We start from the raw sequence: 21,858 nt of genomic DNA, 5'->3' as shown, positions 1-21,858 counted from the left end.
TTATATTTTCTTTATTTACTTTTGCCCCACTATTTACTAAATACAGTAGTTAATAGGAGAAATAAGTAATTTCTAACAACTAATTCCCTTCTCCTATTCCCTATTTTCTAAAATAATAAATAACTAAAAATAATGGAACACCAAAATCAACAAAACAAAAGTTACGCATTACCCATTGCGATGATGTTCGCCTTATTCTTTATGATATCATTCGTAACGGGCTTACAAAACCCTTTCGGGGTAATTGTAAAAAACCAATTTATGGCAAGCAACCTCGAATCACAATTGGGGAACCTAGCCAACTTTATCGCTTATGCCTTTATGGGGATTCCCGCAGGACTAATGCTACAACGCATCGGTTATAAGAAAACTGCTTTAACAGCTATTGCCGTAGGCTTCGTTGGCGTTTGTATTACTTTCCTTTCAGGTAATATGGGTAGCTTTGGAGTATACCTCACTGGGGCATTTATCTCAGGCTTCTCTATGTGTATGCTGAACGTGGTAGTAAACCCAATGCTCAACACCCTCGGTGGTGGTGGCAAACGCGGTAACCAACTCTTGCAATTCGGAGGCGCTATCAACTCTATCGGGGCAACTATCGTGCCCGTATTAGTAGGGTACCTCATTGGTACTATCAGTGCCGGTACTTCTATTGCCGATGCCAACCCTGCCCTCTTCTTAGCAATGGGTATCTTCGCTTTGGCATTTATTGTACTTGCCCTAATTCAAATACCCGAACCTCACGCAGCGGTAAAACAAAAAGATGTAACCGATAAACACAGTCCACTATCTTTCCGCCACTTTATATTAGGAGCGATAGCTATCTTCCTTTACGTAGGGATTGAAGTAGGAATTCCCAACATTGCAAACCTTTTTATGACCAGTAGTCCAGAAATGAACGGCTTAGCAATAGATACCACTATTGCAGGTTCAGTAGTAGGTACCTATTGGTTCCTGATGTTCATCGGTCGTCTTACCGGAGGTTCATTAGGAGCGAAGTTTTCAAGCAAAGGAATGCTTACTTTTGTATCTTCCTTAGGAATTCTTTTTGTTATCTTAGCTATATTAATACCCGAAACACAAATGGTAAATATGCCTGTGTTCAAATCTGATATTTCTTTTGGGTTAGCCGAAGTGCCAATAAGCATAATGTTCCTCATTCTTTGTGGCTTGTGTACCTCAGTAATGTGGGGAGGTATTTTTAACCTCGCTACCGAAGGTTTGGGTAAATATACAGCCGCTGCCTCAGGTATCTTTATGGCGATGGTATGCGGGGGTGGTATTTTGCCAGCTATCCAAGGTTGGGCTGCCGATGCTTTTGGTTATATCCAAAGTTACTGGGTAATCGTATTAGCATTGCTATTCCTCTTGTATTATGCCCTCGTAGGTAGTAAAAATGTAAATACCGATATCAACGTAGATTAATAATCAAATTTCCCTAAGTTAGAAGAAAGACTGCTCCCACTTTTAGTGGGGCAGTCTTTCCTATTTTCTCTCCTAAAATTTCTTCAAGCTTCTCTCATACAGCAAATTTTCCCTTCATTCTATCTTCACTCAAAGCCCGTCATTCGCAATTTGCCATTGATTGAATATTATTAGCATTTTTAATATTGTAGCGTTAAATACGTTTTGTCTTTCCTTGTCACAATACTTTGCCAAAGTTTTAAATTGCCTATGTAGCTCACACCTTTGGCAAAGTTATACTGCGTCTCGTATTACGACCTCTCATTACCTTCGTCATTTGTCATTCGCCCCTCGTCATTTCTTTCCTTTTCCGTCATCACATTCCTCCTTCGAAGGTAGCCAGTGATAGCTGAGTATCTGCCTCGCGATAGCGGAGTATGTGTAAAGGGGAGGTTTGTCTCCTTTTCCAGCTTGTCCCCCTTCGGGGGTTCGGGGGCTTACCGAATAAATGACTCGCCACATTCCCCTTTTGAAGATAGCCAGCAAGAGATTTTCATCACATTTCCTTCGTCATTCGCCTCTCGTCATTCGTCATTTCTTTCCTTCTCCGTCATCACATTCCCCCTTCGAAGGTAGCCAGCGACAGCTGGGTATGTGCACCACGATAGCGGAGTATGTGAGAAGGGGGAGGTTTGTCTCCTTTTCCAGCTTGTCCCCCTTCGGGGGTTCGGGGGCTTACCGAATAAATGACTCGCCACAAATTCCCCCTTTGAAGGTAGCCAGCGACAGCTGGGTATGTGTAAAGGGGGATGTTTCATTATTTTTTCCATCATACTCCCCCTATTGCCTATGGCCTAAGGCCTATCACCTCTTCCTCTTTCTTTCGTCTCGAAACCCTCTTTTTACCATTTTTAGCCTTGTTGTATTATATTATTAATCAATCATTTATATACCCTTTCTATACCAATCGTCCAAGATTCGTATAAGCTTCCTATAAGCTCTCTATAAGCTAACCCCACCCTCCTTACACCCTTTTTTCACCAAAAAGCCTCCCTTTCTTCTTTCGTGCCTTTCCGTTATCTTTCGAAAGCTCTTATGCGTCACGTTTTGCGGTACACACTTTGCCAAAGTTTGAAATTTTGGCAAAGTTAATTATCAGTATTTCTGGCATTATTTGGCATTATCAGTATTATTTCTTACCTTTGCCCCTACATTTTCTAATTTGCTAATCTGCTAATTTTCTAATTGAATTTATGAGAGTAGTTATCACCGGAATGGGTATTTATTCCTGTATAGGCACTTCACTGGGCGAAGTGCGCGATTCGTTATACCAAGGTAAATCGGGTATTGTTTTTTTGCTCGAGCGCAAAGAATACGGCTATCGGTCGGCGCTGACGGGCTTTGTAGAAAACCCCGACCTAAAAGGACTCTTAGGTCGTCGCGAGCGTATTTCTATGGGGCAAGAAAGCGAATTTGCCTATATGGCAACGCTCGAAGCGCTTAAAAATGCCGGTATCGATAGCGATTTCTTACAACAAAACGAAGTGGGAATCCTCTACGGCAACGACAGTGTAGCCGAGTCGGTAATTCTTACAAACGATAAGATAAGAGAGAAGAAAGATACTACTCTCGTAGGCTCTGGGGCGGTGTTCCGTACGATGAACTCTACCGTAACGATGAACCTCTCAACTCTCTTCCAATTGCGAGGGGTAAATATGAGTATCAGCGCAGCTTGTGCCAGTGGGTCGCATTCGGTAGGCTTAGGCTACTTGCTTATCCAAAGCGGTATGCAAGACTGCGTAATATGTGGCGGAGCTCAGGAAATCAACAAGTATAGTATGGGCAGTTTCGATGGTCTTGGGGTCTTCTCAATGCGTGAGGACGAACCCACTTTGGCTTCTCGTCCCTTCGATACCGGTAGAGACGGCTTAGTACCCAGTGGAGGGGCAGCTACTTTGGTGTTGGAGAGTTACGAGTCGGCGATGAGGCGTGGGGCAACCCCAATTGCTGAGGTGGTAGGCTACGGCTTTTCGTCTAATGGCGGACATATCTCTACACCCAATGTAGAAGGTCCTGCCCGTGCTATGGCACGCGCCCTCAAAAATGCAGGAATACAAGCCAGTGAAATCGACTATATCAATGCGCACGCCACTTCTACCCCCATAGGCGATACCAACGAAGCAAAGGCAATTTATGAGATTTTTGGCAGTAATATTCCTGTGAGTTCTACCAAATCAATGACCGGACACGAGTGCTGGATGGCAGGAGCCAGTGAAGTGATATACTCAGTGCTGATGATGCAAAACAGTTTTATAGCTCCTAATATCAATTTTGAAACCCCCGATGAAGCTTCTGCCAAGCTAAATATTATTCCCGAAACTGTAGAACGCCCTATTAAAGCCTTTTTGAGCAACTCTTTTGGCTTCGGAGGTACTAACTCAGCGTTGGTAGTAAAAGCGTTTATTTCTTAAACTCTAAACGTCCTCCTGCAATAATTTCTTCATAAGTAATATATCCTCTATTCAGCGGTTTGTCGTTGAGTAGTGTTTTTGCTTTACTGTCTTTTCTTTTTTCAATCGTAAAAGTCTTGCCGTTTTCTAAATGCAACGTAGCTTTATCGAATAGCGGTTCACTTAGATAATACCTGCTGTTGGCAGGGTTAAGAGGATACAAACCTAAGGCGGAAAGCACATACCAACTGCTCATCTGTCCGCAGTCCTCATTACCACAATGTCCGTCGGGTTTATTTTTGTATTGAGTGTTCAATATTTTGGTAACGCGCTGGGTAGTTTTTTCGGGGTGAGCTGTAAAGTGATAGAGGTAAGCCACGTGATGACTCGGTTCGTTGCCGTGCACATACTGTCCTATCATACCAGTACTGAAAATAGGCAGTTTCTCATCGGGGGTAACTGCCAAAGTGAACATCGAGTCGAGTTTTTGTTCAAAAGCCTTAATGCCTCCCATTGCATCACATAATCCTTCGATATTTTGTGGCACAAACCAACGATAATGCCAAGCGTTGCTTTCGCAGAAGTATTTACTATAATCTTTGGGGTTAAAAGGCTTGATAAATTGCCCTTTGCTATCCTTAGGGCGAAAGAAAGTAGTTTTTTCGTCGAAAAGATTACGCCAGTTTTCAGCGCGTTTGGCAAAGTAAGCCTCATCTTCTTTTTTATTCAAAGCTTTGGCAAATTGCGCAATACACCAATCGTCGTAAGCGTACTCTAAGGTTTTGGACACCGACCAGTTTTCATCGGATTTATCTAAATCGTAAGGCACATAGCCGTATTGCTTATATAAGTCGATTTCGCGTTCGTTTACCATTGCACTTTGCTTGCAAGCCTCGTAAGCCAAAGGAATATCCATTGGGATTTTCTTAAAATACGCATCTACGATAATAGGCACAGCGTGATAGCCAATCATCATATTGGTTTCACCTCCTTGCATACTCCACACCGGTAGCGCACCATTTTCGCGGTAGTGTGCCAAAAAACTACTGATAAAATCGGCGGAAGCTGCGCGGTGCAACAAGGTATAGAGAGGGTGAGCTACGCGGAAAGTATCCCAAAGAGAAAAAGTATCATAACGCTTTTCGGGTGCATCGACATCGCTGAAAAGATTAGGTGCCAACATCGATTGGTAGAGCATTGTATAGAAAATCGTTTTTTGCTCCTCATTACCGCCTTCTACCGTAATCTTCTGCAACTGCTTCTCCCATAAATTGCGAGCTGTCTCGCGATAGTCGTCGAAAGTAAAGTGAGGCGCTTCAACTTCCATATTTTTATACGCTTCTGCAATGCTATGCATAGAGAGAGCTGTTTTCACTACAATGGCTTCATTATCGGCGGTAGCATAGCGGAGTACAATTTTAGAACGGTTGCTCTTGCCGTTTTCTTTTTCTTCTGTAAACTCCTTATCAGCAAAGGGTTTGGAGAGTTTGATGACGAAATAGACCTTTTGGTTACGTGCCCAACCAGTAGAAAATCGATAGCCTTCCAAAGTTGTATTATCCACCACTTTTAGATAGGTTTCGGTAGGTTTATCCCAGTTGATGCTATAACCTAAATCTATTGTAATTTTAGACTGTTCGTCTTTAGGAAAAGTATAGCGTTGCACGCCTACACGAGGAGTGGCGGTAAGTTCAGCTTTGATACCATAACTCAGCAAATCAACGCTGTAATAACCGGCGGTGGCGGTTTCGTGTTTGTGAGAGAAATAAGAGAAGGGCAAACGGTTGTTTGCCTCAATACGCTCGTTAAACCTGCTATTGGTAGGCATTATGAGCACATCGTAGAGGTCGCCCGCACCTGTGCCTGAGAGGTGGGTGTGTGAAAAGCCAGTAATGATGCTATCGGGATAGAAGTAACCCGAAATTCTGTCCCAGCCAGGGATACCTATATCGGGGCTTAGTTGCACCATTCCGAAGGGAGTCATCGCTCCTGGGTAGGTGTTACCCGTACCATCGGTACCAATAAACGGATTTACGTAATTGGTGAGTTGCTTTTTAGGCAACTCTTTTTGTTCTGATGCGTTGTGGCAAGCCGTAAGGGCAAATGCTAAAAGGTAAAAGTATGGTTTCATATAGGATTGAGAGTTATGAGTTGCAAAGATAGGAAATAATACTGATAATGCCAAAAAATGCCAATAATGCCAGAAAATACTAGAAATACTGATAATTAACTTTGCCAAAGGTGCGAGCCAAAGCCAGCGAGAGCTCACAGCTGGGTATGTGCGGGCTGTTAAATTAGCAGATTAGCAAATGTGGAAATTAGAAAATGGTGGAGGTTTGAGGAGTTCGGAAGGAAACGGAAAAGTTCGGAAGAGAGGAGGGAGGGTTTTTGGTGAAAAAAGGGTGTAAGGAGGGTGGGGTTAGCTTATAGAGAGCTTATAGGAAGCTTATACGAATCTTGGAAGATTGGTATAGAAAGGGTGTATAAGTGGTTGATTTGTAATGTGATACAACAATACAAAAAATGTTAAAAACGGGGTTTCGAGGCGAAAGAAAAGGAATCCTCACCCCGTCCCTCTCCAAAGGAGAGGGGAATGTGGTGACGGAAAAGTAATGCGAGTTATACAGGCAGGTGCGAGGTCGTGGCACGACAGGCGAGTAGAGACTTTGCCAAAGTTTTTTATATAACTATAAAATTACCCTCCGAAATCGTCTTTAAAGATGGTTGTGGCGGGTACGTTTTCTTTTAACAAGAGCTCTTGCATTGCTTTGGTAAAGCTATTGGTTCCCACGATGTAATAGTCACAATCGGTGAGGGTGTGGAGATGCTCCTTTAAAAAATCGGTATTGAGGCGCTTTTGGGTGGCGGTGAACACAGGCAGATAGGTATAGTTAGCCAAAGTGCTATGCTGTAAATCGTTGTGAAAAGCAGCTGAGGCTTCGGTTTTATTGGAGTAAAATACTACTACTTCACCTGCAAATTGCTGTTGTTCTAATGTTTTGAGCATCGGGAGTACGGGGGTAATGCCAATGCCTGAGGCGAGGAACACAATGCGCTTATTTTTTCCTTTAAGAGTGAAATTACCCATAGGAGCGAATATCGTGGCTGTATCACCTATCGCCATTTCGACAACACTTTTCTTAAAACTGCTATCGCTGAGGCGCATTGCAAACTGCAAAGTATCTTCATCAGGATGAGAGACCATTGAGAGCGGGCGCAAAGGCATATCCAATTCGGTATAACGAGGGTTGTTGAGCCTCAATACGGCATACTGTCCTGCTTTATACTGCAAATCTTTAGGTTTTTCAAAAGTGAGCAAGATAGTATTATGGGCGATAAATTCTTTTGCTAAGAGTTTTACACAGCGTTCATCGGCGAGAGTTGAGGGTGGGTAGTTGTGCCATTTCACTTGGGTTTTCATCTTGCTTGCCGTCATAAAACCGCTGTAAATCGCCCCTGAATAGCCACCCCCCGAAGGCGCCCAAGCTGAGGCAAAGTACAAGTTTTTCAGCGGTGAAGCGGTGAGTTTATCGCGTTTAGGGTAGGTTTGTTTCACCGATTGCACATAGCCATACGGAGTGCCCTGCGGATTTAAAGTGTATCTTTTTATGGTTTTGGCAGTGGCTACCTCATAACACTCCAAGTATTCGAGAATAGTAGGAAATTCGGCTTCTAAACGGGTTAAAAACAGCTGTGCGACCCTTTCCTTCTTCTGTTGATATTCCGCTTCGCTGAGTCCTTCCCATTCTTTGAGGTAATCCACGGCACAAATCACGGCTACCGTCTTCCCCTCAGGAGCTAACTGAGCATCTATCCTTCCGTAATTCACAAAAGTAAATGATTTTTGAGCCCAATCGCCCTGCGAATCGGCTTTTACATCTTTCAGTTTATAATCTTTTTGACCTTGAATGATGGTAGAATAGTGGTTTACGCCGAGTTTTTTCAAATCGGTATTGAAGCCCAAATAGATGGTGAGCAGTGAGCAGGCGAGTTCTAAAGGCGCTACCTTTTGCGCTAATTTAGAGCGATAAGGCTCGGGGAGCATTTGAGCTACAATAGGTTGGGCGGCATTGGCGACCACGGTATCGGCATAGAGCGATTGCTTAGCCGCCGAAGTGTTGAACGTATCGCGATAGCTCACCCCCACTGCTTGGTTGTTTTCCACTAAAATCTCTTCTACGAATTTACCCGTAAGCACTTGTCCGCCACGTTTTTCGATAAAGCGCACCAAGTAGTTAGACAGCGACTGTGAACCCCCTTTTACGAAGTTGCCTCCTCCGTTTAAATAGCTACCTTGCGCCATCAGGAAGTACATCAGCGAGAGGTTATAAGGGTCATCGGTATAATAACCCAAATTAGCCGTGAGTACGTTTTTGAGTGCTTCATTTTTGATATTTGCATCGAGCCATTTACCCACATTCATTGTAGAAGTTTTGATGATGGTAGGAATCAAGAAAGGCATCAGCGGGTAGAGCAATATATTGAGCCATTTGCTACGGGGGAGTCGGCGCATTTCGGTGTAAAGCCTATTGATGAGTTCAAAAAAGCGTTCTATTTCGACTTTACTATCGGGAAAATCGGCGATGAGTTTTGCTTTGGCTTCTGCCCCGTGATGAAGAGTACACTGGAAGTTTTGCTTCTTCAAATGGTAGAATTCGGGTACTTTTAGAAATTCTACTTCCTCAAACACCCCTAAAAGTTCTAAGATAGGACGTTTAGGGTCAGTTTCGTTCAATCCGTCGATTTCGTGCAAACCTACTTCCATTAGGTAATCTTTACGTTTGAAAGCAGTAGCACAACCACCTGCGATATAGTGTTGTTCGAGCACAATTACCTTCTTGCCCCAGAGAGCCAAAGTAGCTCCAGCGATGAGTCCGCCCAAGCCACTACCTATAATAATACTGTTGTAATTTTTCATCTTTGAGAAATAATTATTAATTTTGGGGCAAAATTACGGCGGTTGCGCAATTGTGGCAATACGCAAAAATAACCATTTTTAATTGACGATGAGCACCTCAGCCTCTATGGAATTCTTAGCACAGAAGTATATCCCTTATGCCAAAATGCTAGCAAAAATAGGGAATAATGCCGTTTTTATAGTAGATAAAAACGAGCATTTCTATTTTATTTCCGATAAGTTTAAACTCTTTGGTTACGACGATATTCCTAAGAATGACAGTAGTGAAATGCAAGATTATCCGCTAAAACGACGCATTCACCCCGATGATTTGGCGATGAAAGAGCTCATAGATGAGAAGATTTACGAGTTTCTATCGTCCTTACCCAAAGAAGAACAAGTGCAGTACAAATACATTTACGACTATCGCGGAATGGCAACCGATGGCACTTATGGGCGCGTGACTAACGAGGTGCAACTATTAGAAGTTACTGACGATAATTACCTCGCCTTAGGCATTATAGAAATTGCCCCTGACCAATCGGAGAACTTGCCGGTAAGGGTGCAAATGAAACACTGTATCACAGGGGAGATTATCCCCATAAAAATAGAAGAGGAAGATTTTGTGCTTACCCCGCGAGAAAAGGAAATACTCACACTTGCCTCGCAAGGCTTTTCGAGCAAAGAAATAGCTGAACAGTTATTCATCAGCACTTACACAGTGAATAGGCACCGGCAAAATATACGGGAAAAATTCAATGTCGAAAGCCTTATAGAAGCAATTGATTTAGCAAGAAGGAAAGGAATATTGTGATAAGTAACAGGTTTAATACGCTGTTACCTTTTGAGCAATACTTTCGTAGTGAGTGAAAATACGATAGGTACCTACTTTCATTATTTTATTCTCACTGTCTTTTTTTTCAGTAACTGTTAGTACAAACGCTAAGTTTTTAATACCTTGAGGAGTCAGTTCTCCTGAAATTAGGGTTACATCGTTATTCTTTACACCTTCTGTATTAGCAGCGTGGTTTAGGAAGACGGTAAACTTGTTACCACTACCTGAAATGATAGCACCAGAGCCTGTAGCTGTATCAAACACTCCGAATTTCAGTGCTTTGTAATCAGATTTTACCTTTACTCCTTGTTGATCATAAAACTTATATTTATAATCGGCAGCTGGATCTCCTTTGGTAAAGTAATGATCGTCGGGGTCGCTGGTGTAAAGGAATTTGAGATTGTCGAGCAAATAGATACCCTCGATATTAGGTGGATTAGTTCCTTCGTGAATGGTCATTCCGTTGGCAACCATTTCGGTAAGAGTTTTGTCGGGCAGAATAGTTTTAGCTTCCTTAGGAATATTGAAGTTTGTAACTTCGATATCATTTTTATCCTTGTTCTTTTTGCTGTCGTTGTCATCTGATTTAGAGCATCCAACAATTGTAAGCAGTGCAAATACGCCTGCACAAAGTGTGTAAATTGTTTTTTTCATTTTTATTATTGTTTTTTAGGTGTTAGGTGTCAGGGGGTAGGTTTCTAACTTTGGCAAAGGTCGTAGCACGACGGGCGAGTAGAAACTTTGGCAAAGGTGCGAGCCACACAGGCAATTTGAAACTTTGACAAAATTTCTAGCACTACTCATTTGCTAATTTTCATATTTGCTAATTAGCTAATTCGTTTTCTCATTTCGTTGAGTTTCATCAGTGCCTCTACGGGAGTGAGGGTGTTGATGTCGAGACTGAGTAAATCTTCTTTTAGGGCTTCTAAAAGTGGATCGTTCATATCAAAGAAGCTCAATTGCATTTCTTTTTGGGCGTTTTTAACCACTTCGGCAGTGGGTACTACATTATGACTCTCTTCGAGCTTTTTAAGCATTTTATTCGCCTTCTGAATCACATATTGGGGCATTCCCGCCATCTTCGCTACGTGTATCCCAAAACTGTGCGCTGAACCGCCCTCGGTGAGTTTGCGCAAGAAAAGTACGCTGTCTTTGGTTTCTTTTACCGATACATTGTAATTCTTGATGCGCTCGAACTGCTCACTCATCTCGTTGAGTTCGTGATAGTGGGTAGCAAAAAGGGTTTTGGCTTTGCTAGGGTGCTCGTGCAAATATTCGGCGATTGCCCACGCTATGGAAATACCGTCGTAGGTGCTAGTACCACGCCCGATTTCGTCCAAGAGCACCAAACTTCTATCGGAGATGTTGTTCAAAATAAGGGCTGCCTCGTTCATCTCCACCATAAAAGTAGATTCGCCCATAGAGATGTTATCGCTTGCGCCTACACGGGTGAATATCTTATCAACTATACCTAATTGAGCAGTAGCAGCAGGTACAAAACTACCTATCTGTGCCAAGAGTACTATCAGGGCGGTTTGTCTCAGAATAGCCGATTTACCCGACATATTAGGTCCGGTAATCATTATGATTTGCTGGCGTTCGCGGTCTAAATACACATCGTTGGCAATGTAGGGCGTACCTACGGGTAGTTGCTTCTCAATCACAGGGTGGCGACCGTCCTTAATTTCAATGGCATACCCTTCGTTCATCTCGGGGCGGTGATAGTTGTTTTCCATTGCCAAAGTAGCAAAACTACAAAGGCAATCCAGCTGACCGATAAGGGTGGCGTTCGTTTGTACCTGACCGATATATTCACTGATAAAAGCAATCAGTTCGGCGTATAGCGATTGCTCTAACTGAGCGATTTTTTCTTCAGCTCCTAATATTTTGGTTTCGTATTCTTTGAGTTCTCCGGTGATATAACGCTCGGCATTCACAAGAGTTTGCTTGCGTATCCAATCGGGCGGGACTTTATCTTTATGGGTGTTGCGCACTTCGATATAGTAGCCAAACACGTTGTTGCTATCTATTTTCAGAGAAGGAATACCTGTGCGTTGGCTTTCACGCAAGAGCAAATCGTCTAAATAACTTTTGCCCGAATGCGAGAGTCCGCGTAGTTCGTCCAATTCTGCCGAAAAACCTTTGGCGATAGCATTACCTTTGGCTATGTTCACAGGAGCATCTTCACTAAGTGTTTCGGCGATGCGTGCGCTGAGCTGTTCGCAACTGTGGAGTTTATCGCCCAAAAGGGTAAGCGATTCATTGGCAGAAGCCAAACACAACTGTTTTATCAGGGGGATATGTTCCAAAGAAGCGCGCAATTGCACTACCTCCCGCGGATTGATTTTAAGGGTAGCAACCTTAGAAATCAGTCGTTCGATGTCGCCCATATGACTGAGGGCAGTTTTCACCTGCTCTAATACATCGATGTGTTTCAAAAAGTAATCGACCACCTCGTGACGCTGACGGATTTTGTCTAACTTCTTGAGCGGTAACGCCAACCAGCGTTTGAGGGTACGACTGCCCATAGGCGATAGCGTTTTATCAATCACATCGAGCAAACTCACCGAGGGGGTGGTATTGCCCACATAGAGTTCCAAATTGCGAATGGTAAACTTGTCGAGCCATACATAAGCCTCTTCGGCGATGCGCTGAATGGCAGTAATGTGTTGGAGTTGGTGGTGTTGGGTTTCGGATAAGTAGTAGAGAATAGCCCCTGCAGTAAGAATTGCTTCGGTGAGTTCGTCTACACCAAAGCCTTTGAGAGAGTTGGTTTGGAAGTGTTTGGTAAGTACCTGCTGGGCATAATCATCTTTAAAAACCCAATCTTCCAAGTAGAAACAGTGAAAGTCGTCGCCAAAATGCTCAGCAAATTCCTTTTTTTGTTGTTTAGCAACAAGCAGTTCGCTGGGGCGGAAGTTCTGCAAGAGCTTATCGATATAGGTTTTTTCGCCTTGTGCTACCAAGAACTCACCGGTAGAAACATCGAGAAAAGCTGCCCCGCAACTTTGTTTGCCCAACCATACTGAGGCTAAGAAGTTGTTGCTCTTGCTTTGCAGTATATCGTCGTTGAGGGCGACTCCTGGGGTAACAAGTTCGGTAACACCTCGTTTTACGATGCCTTTCACGAGTTTAGGGTCTTCCAGCTGGTCGCATATTGCCACGCGGTAGCCTGCTTTTACGAGCTTGGGGAGATAGGTATTGATAGAATGGTAAGGAAAACCCGCCAATTCACTGCGCTCGGTGCCGTTGTTGCGGTTGGTGAGCACAATGTCGAGGGTATGAGCGGCTTTTACGGCATCTTCACCGAAGGTTTCGTAGAAATCGCCTACCCTAAACAGCAGTAAAGCATCAGGATATTTGCTTTTTATCTGATTGTACTGCTTCATCAAGGGGGTTTCTTTTGCCATATTTTTTAGTGAAAAAGTGAAAAAGTATTTATTATTTCTTATTTTTATAAAAAAGCTCTGAATGACTACCTATTCTATCTAACATAATTGTTTTTTCAGTATCATCTTGTTCCCAAATAAGTAGTAAGTCAGGTTCTATATGACATTCCATACAACCTTTATAATTTCCTGTTAAAAGATGAGGTTTTTTATCCATTGGGATACCTTCAGAACCTTTTTCTATCAAAATATTAATTATTTCTATAATTTTTGATAGCTTAATAGGTTGATTTTTATATTTTTTTAGATCCTTTTTAAAGGTCGTAGCATAGACAATACGATACAAATCTTTATTTTCTTTTGTGTCATTCATCTTCTTCAGATAAGATATCGTTAATCAATTCTTGAGCATTTGTATAACCTTTTACGAGTCCCTTTTTATATTTAGCGAGTTCTATTCTTCCTTCCTCAATAGCTTTTATAGTTTCTTTATTAGGAATATATTCCTCTACAGGTTCCGCTACTATAGTAGGTTCTACTATCACATTATATTTCTTGAAAAGAGATTCAAACATAGGTACGTCTCCCTCAGGGATACTCACATTGTAATTGACCATTTTATTGTAATTTACAGTTCTCATATTCTATTTTTTTTTGCAAAGATAATAATAATTTGCTAATCTGCTAATTTTACAATTGTCTATTCTATATCGGCAGTGGAATTATACTTTTGGATAAGAGTGATAAAAATTGTTTTTTGATAGGTCAGACTTGTTGGACAAATTGGATAGGTTAGAGAGAGCGGAAGGAAACGGAGAAGTTCGGAAGAGGGAAGGAAGAGTTTTTGGTGAAAAAAGGCTGTAAGATGGGTGGGGGTAGCTTATAGAGAGCTTATAGGAAGCTTATACGAATCTTGGACGATTGGTATAGGATGGGTATATAAGTAGTTGATTCATAATATAATACAACAAGGTTAAAAATGTTAAAAACGGGGTTTCGAGGCGAAAGAAAGAGGAAGAGGTGATAGGCCTTAGGCCATAGGCACTAGGGGGGAGTACGACGGAAAAGCGAGAGAATGACGAATGACGAAAAAGGGGGAATGTGACGAATCATTTATTGGGTAAGCCCCCGAACCCCCGAAGGGGGACAAGCTGGAAAAGGAGACAAACCTCCTCCTTTACACATACTCCGTTCTTGTGGGGTACATACCCAGCTGTCGCTGGCTACCTCAATGAGGGGGAATATGACGAGTCATTTATTCGGTAAGCCCCCGAACCCCCGAAGGGGGACAAGCTGGAAAAGGAGACAAACCTCCTCCTTTACACATACTACGTTCTCACGGGGTACATACCCAGCTGTCGCTGGCTACCTCCAAAGGGGAATTAATGATGGAAAAGTGTAATGGTAATCATTATTGGGTAGGGTATTTATGAGCTAATTTTACAAATTTGCTCGTTTGCTAATTATCTTCTACCTTTGCACTTTAAACTTGTGAAGACTAATAGCTATGAACACGTGGAACATTATCGTAGAGGGCTTTAATAAAGCTGAGGTTACCAAACACGAAAGTATTTTCAGCCTTGGAAATGGGGCTATGGGAATGCGCGCTAACTTTGAAGAGGACTATACGGGCGATACACTTCAAGGGAGCTACATCGGTGGGGTGTATTACCCCGATAAAACCCGAGTGGGCTGGTGGAAAAACGGCTATCCTGAGTACTTTGCCAAAGTGCTCAATGCGCCCAGCTGGATAGGACTGCACATCAAAATAGACGGGGAACTATTAGACTTAAATACTTGTTTGGAGGTAAAAAACTTCCGCCGACAACTGAATATGAAAGAGGGTTGGTACGAACGAAGGTTTACGGCTACGCTTCCTAACGGTGTGGAAATTGCTGTAAAAGTAGTGCGTTTGCTCTCGTTGCGTTATGATGAAATAGGAGCTTTACGTTATGAGATTAGTCCTCTTAATGCTGATACTTCCATAGAAATAGAAAGTTACTTAGACAGTGGTATTAAGAATAATGATGCTAACTGGGACGAGCTTTTTTGGAATACTTTGGAAATTTCTTCGGAAAACAACTGCGCTACTATACTTGCTGAAACTAAAAAGACAGCCTTTAAAGTGCAAACCTTTATGGAAAATCATCTTTTTATAGAAGGAAAAGAACTGAATATCAGTGAAAAAGAAAATAGAAAGGAGAACTATATAGGGTTGCAGTATGAAGTAACTGTTAAGCAAAACCAAACCTTTCGTATTGAAAAATATGGTGGCTATACACCTTTGACAAAGTCTAAAACTTTGTCAAAGGTGCGAGACGCACAGGCATTAACATTTGAGGGGTTATTGGAGATGCAGAAAGAAGATTGGGCGGCGATATGGGAAACATCGGATATTGTGATTGAAGGTGATGAGAAAGCACAACAAGGTATCCGGTTTAATATTTTTCAGCTCAACCAAACGTATCAGGGCAAGTATGCCCATTTGAACATAGGACCTAAGGGTTTTACGGGGGAAAAGTACGGTGGTAGTACCTATTGGGATACTGAGGCTTATTGCCTGCCTTTTTATATGGCTACCAAAGGCGCGGAAGTAGCTCGCAATTTGCTGTTGTACCGCTATAAACAGTTGCCACAAGCTATTGAAAACGCCCAAAAACTCGGTTTTACTGGCGGGGCTGCACTCTACCCTATGGTAACAATGAACGGTGAAGAGTGCCATAATGAATGGGAAATTACCTTTGAAGAAATACACCGCAACGGGGCGATTGCTTTTGCAATTTATAACTATACACGCTATACGGGCGATGAGTCGTACCTGAAAGAATATGGAATGGAAGTGCTTATTGCTATCGCACGTTTTTGGGCACAGAGAGTCAATTTTTCAGAAGAAAAGAAACAGTACGTAATCTTAGGAGTGACAGGACCTAATGAGTACGAAAACAATGTGAACAATAATTTCTATACGAACTATCTCGCCTCTTGGTGTTTGAGTTATGCAGCGACTATGGCACTGAAATACAAGAGCGAAAAGCAATGGGTGACTATTAAAGAATTGAAGGAGTGGAGTGATATTGTGGAACATATGTACTTGCCTTATAGCGAAAAGTATGATGTATACTTGCAACAAGACGGTTTTTTGGATAAAGACCTCAAGCCTGTGAGTGCCATTCCTACTGGGGAGCGCCCGCTCAACCAACATTGGTCGTGGGATAGGATATTGCGTTCGCCTTATATCAAACAGGCAGATACGTTACAGGGATTTTATTTCTTTGAAGAGCGATTTACCAAAGAACAACTTCAAAAGCACTATGAGTTTTATGAGCCTTTCACCGTACACGAGTCGTCACTCTCACCTTGTGTGCATAGTGTCCTCGCATCAGCCTTAGGGAAGACAGAGGAAGCCTACGCGCTCTACCTGCGTACAGCTCGGCTTGATTTGGACGACTACAACAAGGAGGTACACGAAGGGTTACACATCACCTCGATGGCGGGCACGTGGCTCAGCATTGTAGAGGGCTTTGCTGGTATGCGTGTAAAGAACGGTGCACTAACGTTTACGCCTCGCTTGCCTAAACAATGGAAGCGTTTATCGTTTAAAGTGATATTTAGAGGAGAAGTAAAAGAAGTGATTATTTAAATGACAAAAGATTACCTTCTTTATCTATATTTACCTCTCTGCCTTTCTTTATGAGGATATAGTAATAATCTTCCCATTCCTCATTGCTTTTAGTATAGGGTTCAGCCTGTTCATATTCAAAAGGAATGATTGTATTACCGAGATTATCAATCATTCCCCACTTACCTTTATACTTCACCATTGCCTTTTTACTATCGTTGAAATCATCAGCGTCATCATATACAAAAGGCAATACTACTTTACCTTTAGTATTTAAATAGCCATACTTATTACCTTGTTTAACACGAGCCAGACCACCGAAAAAGAAGTCTATTTCGTCATACCAAGGGGTGAGTGTTTCGTTATTAGTACTAAGAAGTTTTTTCTTATCATTGAGTTGTACAATAAAAACACCTTCGGAATACGAAATAAAATTATACTGAGCAGGAATGAGTTCTTCACCCGAAGGGCGTATCACCCCATATAAATTATTAATGGTAACATCATAAAAAGGTATTTCGGCAGAAGGGTAGATATTGATATAATCATACTTCAAAGGTGCTACGACGGTACCTTCGGCATTTACGAGTCCGTATTTATTATCTCTTCTTACCATTGAAATTCCGTTTTGAGACGGATATACCTCATCGTATTTTCTGCGCCAATCGGTATTACAAGCCGTACAGAACAAAGCTAAAGTAATAATAAATAGTCTTTTCATAAGTATATGTATTTTTAATATTAGTATTTTATTTCTCTTTCTGTAAATCCTACGATATATCCATTGACGAATACAATGCGAGTAACCCAATTACCTTGCTTATCAAAAGTATGTTCAAACTTCTGGTTATTTACGCCGGTAGGAATACCTTTTTTATCATATGTATAATGCATTACATCGGGTTTGGTGTTTCCCTCAGCAATACTGCGTTCCACTACCCTACCCTCACGGTCGTAACGCACTGAGATGCGCATCTCGGTAGGTGGATTTCCTTCGGTTACCATTTTGAGCAAAGTGCGCTGATTATTTTTATCAAACTCCTGGAATACCTTCGCTTTGCTATCGGGTGTTACTAAGAGACCTTCGGTAGGGTTACCGTTGGCGTCCCACTTGTTAAAAGTATAGGTTTGTGTAGGCGAAGCGCTACCCTCCATCATTGTACGATAAGTTACTAAATGCCCTTGGTTATTATATTCATAGAGTCCTGTAGAACTCTGTATACCTCCGTGAGCCATTCTCAATATTTTCACTTGTAGAGGTTTTTGCTCAACATTGTAAACATAGTCGTAACGCAAAGTAATACCACTATATTTTTGTTCTAACTGCAAGGTGTTTCCTTCTTCATTAAATTCATAATAATTTTCGGTTGCAAGACGTTTTTGTTTAAGATTACCTTGAAAGACGTCATAAGTACGTTCAATAAGAGCTTTTGCTTTACCATTGAGTTCTTTCTCCAAACGTGTAGCTGGAGTATTGATAATTTGTGCCATTCCGATAAAAGGAAATAACAACAGGAATGAAAACTTTTTCATACTGATATATTATTATTTTACGCCGACAAAGGTAATAAATATTTTTAAATAAAGCTATATATTCAATTCATAAATGTTCCACGTGGAACATTTATGAATTGACAATTGAGAATTGATAATTAACAATTCATTTGTTTATCTGCTAATTTCTCACTACTTTTGCCACATACTTTTTACTTATATGAATCGGTTTATAGTAAACAGATATTTAGTACCTAAGGGTTTTAGTGGTATTACCCTCTACCCCTTTATATTTACTAATGATACAAAACTATTGAAAGATGCACAATTCATCAACCACGAACGCATACATTTAGCTCAGCAACGAGAACTCTTGGTGATATTTTTCTATATATGGTATCTTGTGGATTTCATACTGAAATATATTAAGTATAAAGATAAGAAGAGAGCTTACCAAAATATCATCTTTGAACGTGAAGCGTACGAGAATGATTATAACCTTGAATATTTGAAGAAGAGAAAATTGTTTGCTTTCTTACGAGGTAAAAGGTAACAAGTAAAAGACAAAAAGTAAGTATATAAGAAATGTTCCACGTGAAACATTTTCAATTGATAATTCACAATTGATAATTGACAAGTAGTAACTAACGACTAAACACTAACAACTAATGACAATTAAAGATTACAGCGTATCACAAGAGGATTTTACCCTCGTATATGATTCATTATTAAAACTTTACCGCACTACTCCCCTACCTAATGACCTTGAAAAATACTATGAGAGTGAGAATTATATTTCGCATACAGACAGTCGCAAAACACTATTTGATAAACTCTACCAATGGGTAAAAAGTTATAACTTAAAGCACAAAATAAAACTCATTAAACAATACAAAAAAGGAAATGTTCGTCTGCTTGATATAGGTGCAGGCACAGGCGACTTTGTGCATAGTGGTAAAAAGTATGCACATTGGGAGACTATGGGCATAGAGCCCAGCGAGAAAGCACGTACCAAAGCAAAAGAAAAAGGAGTTTTGTTACAAGCTGATTTTAGCAACCTCCTCCCCCACTCTTTTGATGTGATTACTATGTGGCACGTATTGGAACACGTACCTGATGTAACACAAGAAATACAGCTTATCAGTAACTTACTGAAAGAAGGTGGTTTAGCGGTTATAGCTGTACCTAACTATCGTTCCTGGGACGCACAGCTCTACGGAGCCTATTGGGCAGCTTATGATGTGCCCCGACACTTATGGCATTTTTCTAAGGATAGCATCGAACAGCTTTTTGCCAAAGAAGGTTTTGAGTTGCTTGCCACCCACCCTATGCTTTTTGATGCCTTCTATGTGAGTATGCTTTCCGAGCAATATAAAACAGGAAAGAAAGATTTTCTTAAAGGTTTCATCAACGGAGTCCGTTCAAATTATTATGGTTGGAGGAAAGGAGAATACTCATCGCAGATTTATGTTTTAGGAGTTAGGGGATAGGGGTCAGGTTTCAGGAATCAGGAGAAAGTTTATTTTTTAAAAAACACATTTTTGAAGCTAAAAATAGCAAAAACTTAAAATAAGACGTTTTTATAAGACTTCTCAACTGTTACCTTATACTTTATTACTTTTTAAAAAATAATACTTAAAACAAGCTGTAATAAAGTCATTTTTGATAAAGTACACTTATAGAAGATTATTTCTGATATAGAATAAATTTATACAAGGTAAAAAAAGATAGCAAAATGTTTCACGTGAAACAAGGTGTAATGAATAGGGACGAAAGAGAGTATTTTTACTTTTTTAGTAACAAAATTAAAAAATATTTCTTTTACACGTAAAACTTTCTTACTTTTGCCACGTAATTCAAATTAAACATTATAAAAATGAAAAAACTCATCTTAACAGGCGTAGCACTGCTCGCCCTTACTGCTTGTACCGACAAGGTGGCGTTTGTAGATAACTCTAAACTTCTAAACGACTATCAAGAAAAAAAAGACATCGAGGCAAAACTAAAAGGACAAATTAGTGCCTACGAACGAAAACGCGACAGTATTTCAATGGCGTTCCAAACTGAAGCGCGTGCTTTCGACGCTCAGGCTAAAACTCTCCCTCAGAACGTAGCTCAGAAAAAATACAACGAACTGATGCAAAAAAGCCAAATATTGCAACAACATTTGCAACAAGAGGAACAAAAAATACAAATGGAAAGCCAAACTCAAATGGATTCTTTACTCAGCAAAGTGAAGAAAAATATTAAAGAGTACGGAAAACAAAAAGGTTACACTTTCATTCTTGGTGCTAATGACGGCGGTAGTGTACTCTACGGTACTGAGAAAAAAGATATTACCAAAGAAGTTACTGAATACTTAAATAATCAATACAAAGATAAGAAGTAATAAGGCCACAGACATTAGGCCATAGGCAATAGAAAATAGACTTTGTCAAGAGGTAAAGACCCGCGTGGCTTACAACTTTTGGCAAAGTTTTTTTATACACTATTTGTGCGAGTTGTACTTAATCAGTTAATTGTAATACGTTAGGAAAGAATGCTTGAAGTATCAAGAAAACTCCAAAGACTAACAATATAATGCTAATCGCGCGTTTAATTTTGTAAATATGAAAAGCAGTAAGTCGGTTTTTGAGTTTCTTAGCAATGAGAATTTTAAAAATATCTATACCAAAGTATACTAAAATAATAGAAGTGAAAAATACAAATATTCTACTGGCATTCATATCGAGTTTAGGACCAAAAACAATAATAATTCCCAACCAAAAACCCAAAACGCCTATGTTGATAAAATTCAGTAGAAAACCTTTGATAAAGAGGGCTACATAGTTCACTTTCTCAGCTACTTGCAAATAGGCATTCTCTTTGTTATCTATTGTTTTCTTGAAGTCTTTTTTTAGTTTGATGAACGAGATGAGTCCGTAAGTTATCATTATGAGCCCACCAGCAAAGAAGAGTTTAGGATCGTCCTTAATTTCGCGCAACAGACTGCTGGTAGTGAAATAGACAATGAGAATGAAAATAGCATCGGCTAATACTACTCCAGAATTGAAAGCAATAGCCGCCCTGAATCCTTTAGTAATGGCTGTTTCCAGCAATACAAAGAACACAGGACCTATGGTAAAAGCTAACAACAAGCCTAAAGGTAATGCAAGCAATACATCCGCAAACATCTATTTCTACCTAAAATTTGATTAACTGCACAAAAGTACTAAAAAACTACTGAAACACAAAAAATAAGGGAGAAGTTTTTAATACCTCTCCCCTACTCTATTGAAATTCAGTTGTTAGTCATTAGAAAACTACCAAATATTCTGTAGTATCTGAAACAAAGAAAGTTTTAGTATCTGGAAGATATACTACGTGCAAGGTTGTTCCTTGCGCTCCAAAATTCTTTACAATATTCTCTATTGCAGCTTCTTTAGTAGCAAATTGAGACTCATAATCTTCTTCATAACGCATACCTAATACAGTATATTTAGTATCGGAAGGTTTGTAGAAAAGAGGAGCTAAACCAATAGCCATATCTCCTTCAGCTTCTTTGTTAGAAAGTACTTCAATAGTTTTTTGAGTAGGATTTGCTTTGAAAGAAACCCAGCGCACTAAGTCTTTATCTTGCGAGGGTTGCATCACTACTGAAGCAAAATTATCATAGGATAACTGCTTATCATCAGTAGTATTATCCTTAGAGCAAGATATAAACGCTATGCCAAAGCATACCATTAGAAATAAAAATTTAAATATTTTTTTCATAGTATAAAATTTTGAAT

General features: G+C 40.5%; 19 protein-coding genes and 1 pseudogene. 8 read left to right on the top strand and 12 right to left on the bottom strand.

Annotation, left to right across the window (positions count from 1 at the left end; translation table 11 throughout):
* The first annotated feature begins 132 nt into the window (after window positions 1–132).
* Window positions 133–1,425, top strand: a complete 1,293-nt coding sequence (locus COCH_RS04275) for an MFS transporter (RefSeq protein ID WP_015782082.1) — start codon at window positions 133–135, stop codon at window positions 1,423–1,425.
* A 355-nt stretch (window positions 1,426–1,780) separates the two neighbouring features.
* Here COCH_RS04275 and COCH_RS12660 read toward each other — a convergent pair.
* A pseudogene (locus tag COCH_RS12660) lies at window positions 1,781–1,926 on the bottom strand (phosphinothricin acetyltransferase).
* Between the two features lie 91 nt (window positions 1,927–2,017).
* On the bottom strand, window positions 2,018–2,164 hold the full coding sequence (locus COCH_RS12655) for a phosphinothricin acetyltransferase (RefSeq protein ID WP_081432967.1): 147 nt from the start codon (window positions 2,162–2,164) through the stop codon (window positions 2,018–2,020).
* Window positions 2,165–2,657: 493 nt separating this feature from the next.
* Here COCH_RS12655 and COCH_RS04270 point away from each other — a divergent pair, with 493 nt between their 5' ends.
* Complete coding sequence (locus COCH_RS04270) at window positions 2,658–3,875, top strand: beta-ketoacyl-[acyl-carrier-protein] synthase family protein (protein ID WP_015782080.1); 1,218 nt, start codon at window positions 2,658–2,660, stop codon at window positions 3,873–3,875.
* Here COCH_RS04270 and COCH_RS04265 read toward each other — a convergent pair.
* On the bottom strand, window positions 3,865–5,985 hold the full coding sequence (locus tag COCH_RS04265) for a GH92 family glycosyl hydrolase (protein ID WP_015782079.1): 2,121 nt from the start codon (window positions 5,983–5,985) through the stop codon (window positions 3,865–3,867). The two genes, COCH_RS04270 and COCH_RS04265, sit on opposite strands and share 11 nt — an antisense overlap.
* Window positions 5,986–6,549: 564 nt before the next feature.
* Window positions 6,550–8,772: an FAD-dependent oxidoreductase gene (locus COCH_RS04260; protein WP_015782078.1), complete on the bottom strand. Its 2,223-nt coding sequence runs from the start codon at window positions 8,770–8,772 to the stop codon at window positions 6,550–6,552.
* Between the two features lie 88 nt (window positions 8,773–8,860).
* On the opposite strand from COCH_RS04260, the gene COCH_RS04255 reads away from it, so the two are divergent.
* Window positions 8,861–9,565 (top strand): response regulator transcription factor, encoded by a 705-nt coding sequence (locus tag COCH_RS04255; protein ID WP_015782077.1) that lies wholly within the window; start codon window positions 8,861–8,863, stop codon window positions 9,563–9,565.
* Between the two features lie 12 nt (window positions 9,566–9,577).
* On the opposite strand, the gene COCH_RS04250 is transcribed toward COCH_RS04255, so the two are convergent.
* The 4 genes from COCH_RS04250 to COCH_RS04235 form a co-directional block, all read right to left on the bottom strand.
* The gene (locus COCH_RS04250) at window positions 9,578–10,240 is read right to left on the bottom strand and encodes a hypothetical protein (protein WP_015782076.1); all 663 of its coding nucleotides are present in this window, start codon (window positions 10,238–10,240) and stop codon (window positions 9,578–9,580) included.
* 173 nt (window positions 10,241–10,413) lie between these two features.
* Complete coding sequence (gene mutS / locus COCH_RS04245; protein WP_015782075.1) at window positions 10,414–12,996, bottom strand: DNA mismatch repair protein MutS; 2,583 nt, start codon at window positions 12,994–12,996, stop codon at window positions 10,414–10,416.
* Between the two features lie 31 nt (window positions 12,997–13,027).
* On the bottom strand, window positions 13,028–13,348 hold the full coding sequence (locus COCH_RS04240) for a type II toxin-antitoxin system YafQ family toxin (protein ID WP_015782074.1): 321 nt from the start codon (window positions 13,346–13,348) through the stop codon (window positions 13,028–13,030).
* Complete coding sequence (locus COCH_RS04235; protein ID WP_015782073.1) at window positions 13,341–13,616, bottom strand: hypothetical protein; 276 nt, start codon at window positions 13,614–13,616, stop codon at window positions 13,341–13,343. The genes COCH_RS04240 and COCH_RS04235 overlap by 8 nt, the downstream gene beginning before the upstream one ends.
* Before the next feature lie 612 nt (window positions 13,617–14,228).
* Here COCH_RS04235 and COCH_RS12650 point away from each other — a divergent pair.
* Window positions 14,229–14,408 (top strand): phosphinothricin acetyltransferase, encoded by a 180-nt coding sequence (locus COCH_RS12650; RefSeq protein WP_081433012.1) that lies wholly within the window; start codon window positions 14,229–14,231, stop codon window positions 14,406–14,408.
* A gap of 74 nt (window positions 14,409–14,482) precedes the next feature.
* Window positions 14,483–16,615, top strand: a complete 2,133-nt coding sequence (locus COCH_RS04230) for a glycoside hydrolase family 65 protein (protein WP_015782072.1) — start codon at window positions 14,483–14,485, stop codon at window positions 16,613–16,615.
* Here COCH_RS04230 and COCH_RS04225 read toward each other — a convergent pair.
* Together COCH_RS04225 and COCH_RS04220 are read right to left on the bottom strand one after the other, a co-directional pair.
* Window positions 16,608–17,315, bottom strand: a complete 708-nt coding sequence (locus COCH_RS04225; protein ID WP_015782071.1) for a WG repeat-containing protein — start codon at window positions 17,313–17,315, stop codon at window positions 16,608–16,610. The two genes, COCH_RS04230 and COCH_RS04225, sit on opposite strands and share 8 nt — an antisense overlap.
* Before the next feature lie 20 nt (window positions 17,316–17,335).
* Window positions 17,336–18,127, bottom strand: coding sequence for a hypothetical protein (locus COCH_RS04220; RefSeq protein WP_015782070.1), 792 nt, complete (start codon window positions 18,125–18,127; stop codon window positions 17,336–17,338).
* 181 nt (window positions 18,128–18,308) lie between these two features.
* Here COCH_RS04220 and COCH_RS04215 point away from each other — a divergent pair, with 181 nt between their 5' ends.
* From COCH_RS04215 to COCH_RS04205, 3 genes are all read left to right on the top strand, one after another.
* Window positions 18,309–18,641 (top strand): hypothetical protein, encoded by a 333-nt coding sequence (locus COCH_RS04215; protein WP_015782069.1) that lies wholly within the window; start codon window positions 18,309–18,311, stop codon window positions 18,639–18,641.
* Window positions 18,642–18,756: 115 nt separating this feature from the next.
* Window positions 18,757–19,578 carry a class I SAM-dependent methyltransferase gene (locus COCH_RS04210; protein ID WP_015782068.1) on the top strand — a complete coding sequence of 274 codons (822 nt, stop codon included), beginning with the start codon at window positions 18,757–18,759 and terminating at the stop codon, window positions 19,576–19,578.
* Window positions 19,579–19,964: 386 nt separating this feature from the next.
* Complete coding sequence (locus COCH_RS04205; RefSeq protein ID WP_015782067.1) at window positions 19,965–20,477, top strand: OmpH family outer membrane protein; 513 nt, start codon at window positions 19,965–19,967, stop codon at window positions 20,475–20,477.
* A gap of 118 nt (window positions 20,478–20,595) precedes the next feature.
* Here COCH_RS04205 and COCH_RS04200 read toward each other — a convergent pair whose 3' ends face one another.
* Window positions 20,596–21,261 carry a LysE family translocator gene (locus COCH_RS04200; protein WP_015782066.1) on the bottom strand — a complete coding sequence of 222 codons (666 nt, stop codon included), beginning with the start codon at window positions 21,259–21,261 and terminating at the stop codon, window positions 20,596–20,598.
* Window positions 21,262–21,382: 121 nt separating this feature from the next.
* Complete coding sequence (locus COCH_RS04195; RefSeq protein ID WP_015782065.1) at window positions 21,383–21,841, bottom strand: hypothetical protein; 459 nt, start codon at window positions 21,839–21,841, stop codon at window positions 21,383–21,385.
* Window positions 21,842–21,858 lie beyond the last annotated feature (17 nt).

Source organism: Capnocytophaga ochracea DSM 7271, assembly GCF_000023285.1.
Lineage (GTDB): Bacteria > Bacteroidota > Bacteroidia > Flavobacteriales > Flavobacteriaceae > Capnocytophaga > Capnocytophaga ochracea.
This window is presented reverse-complemented; position numbering and strand designations above follow the sequence as displayed.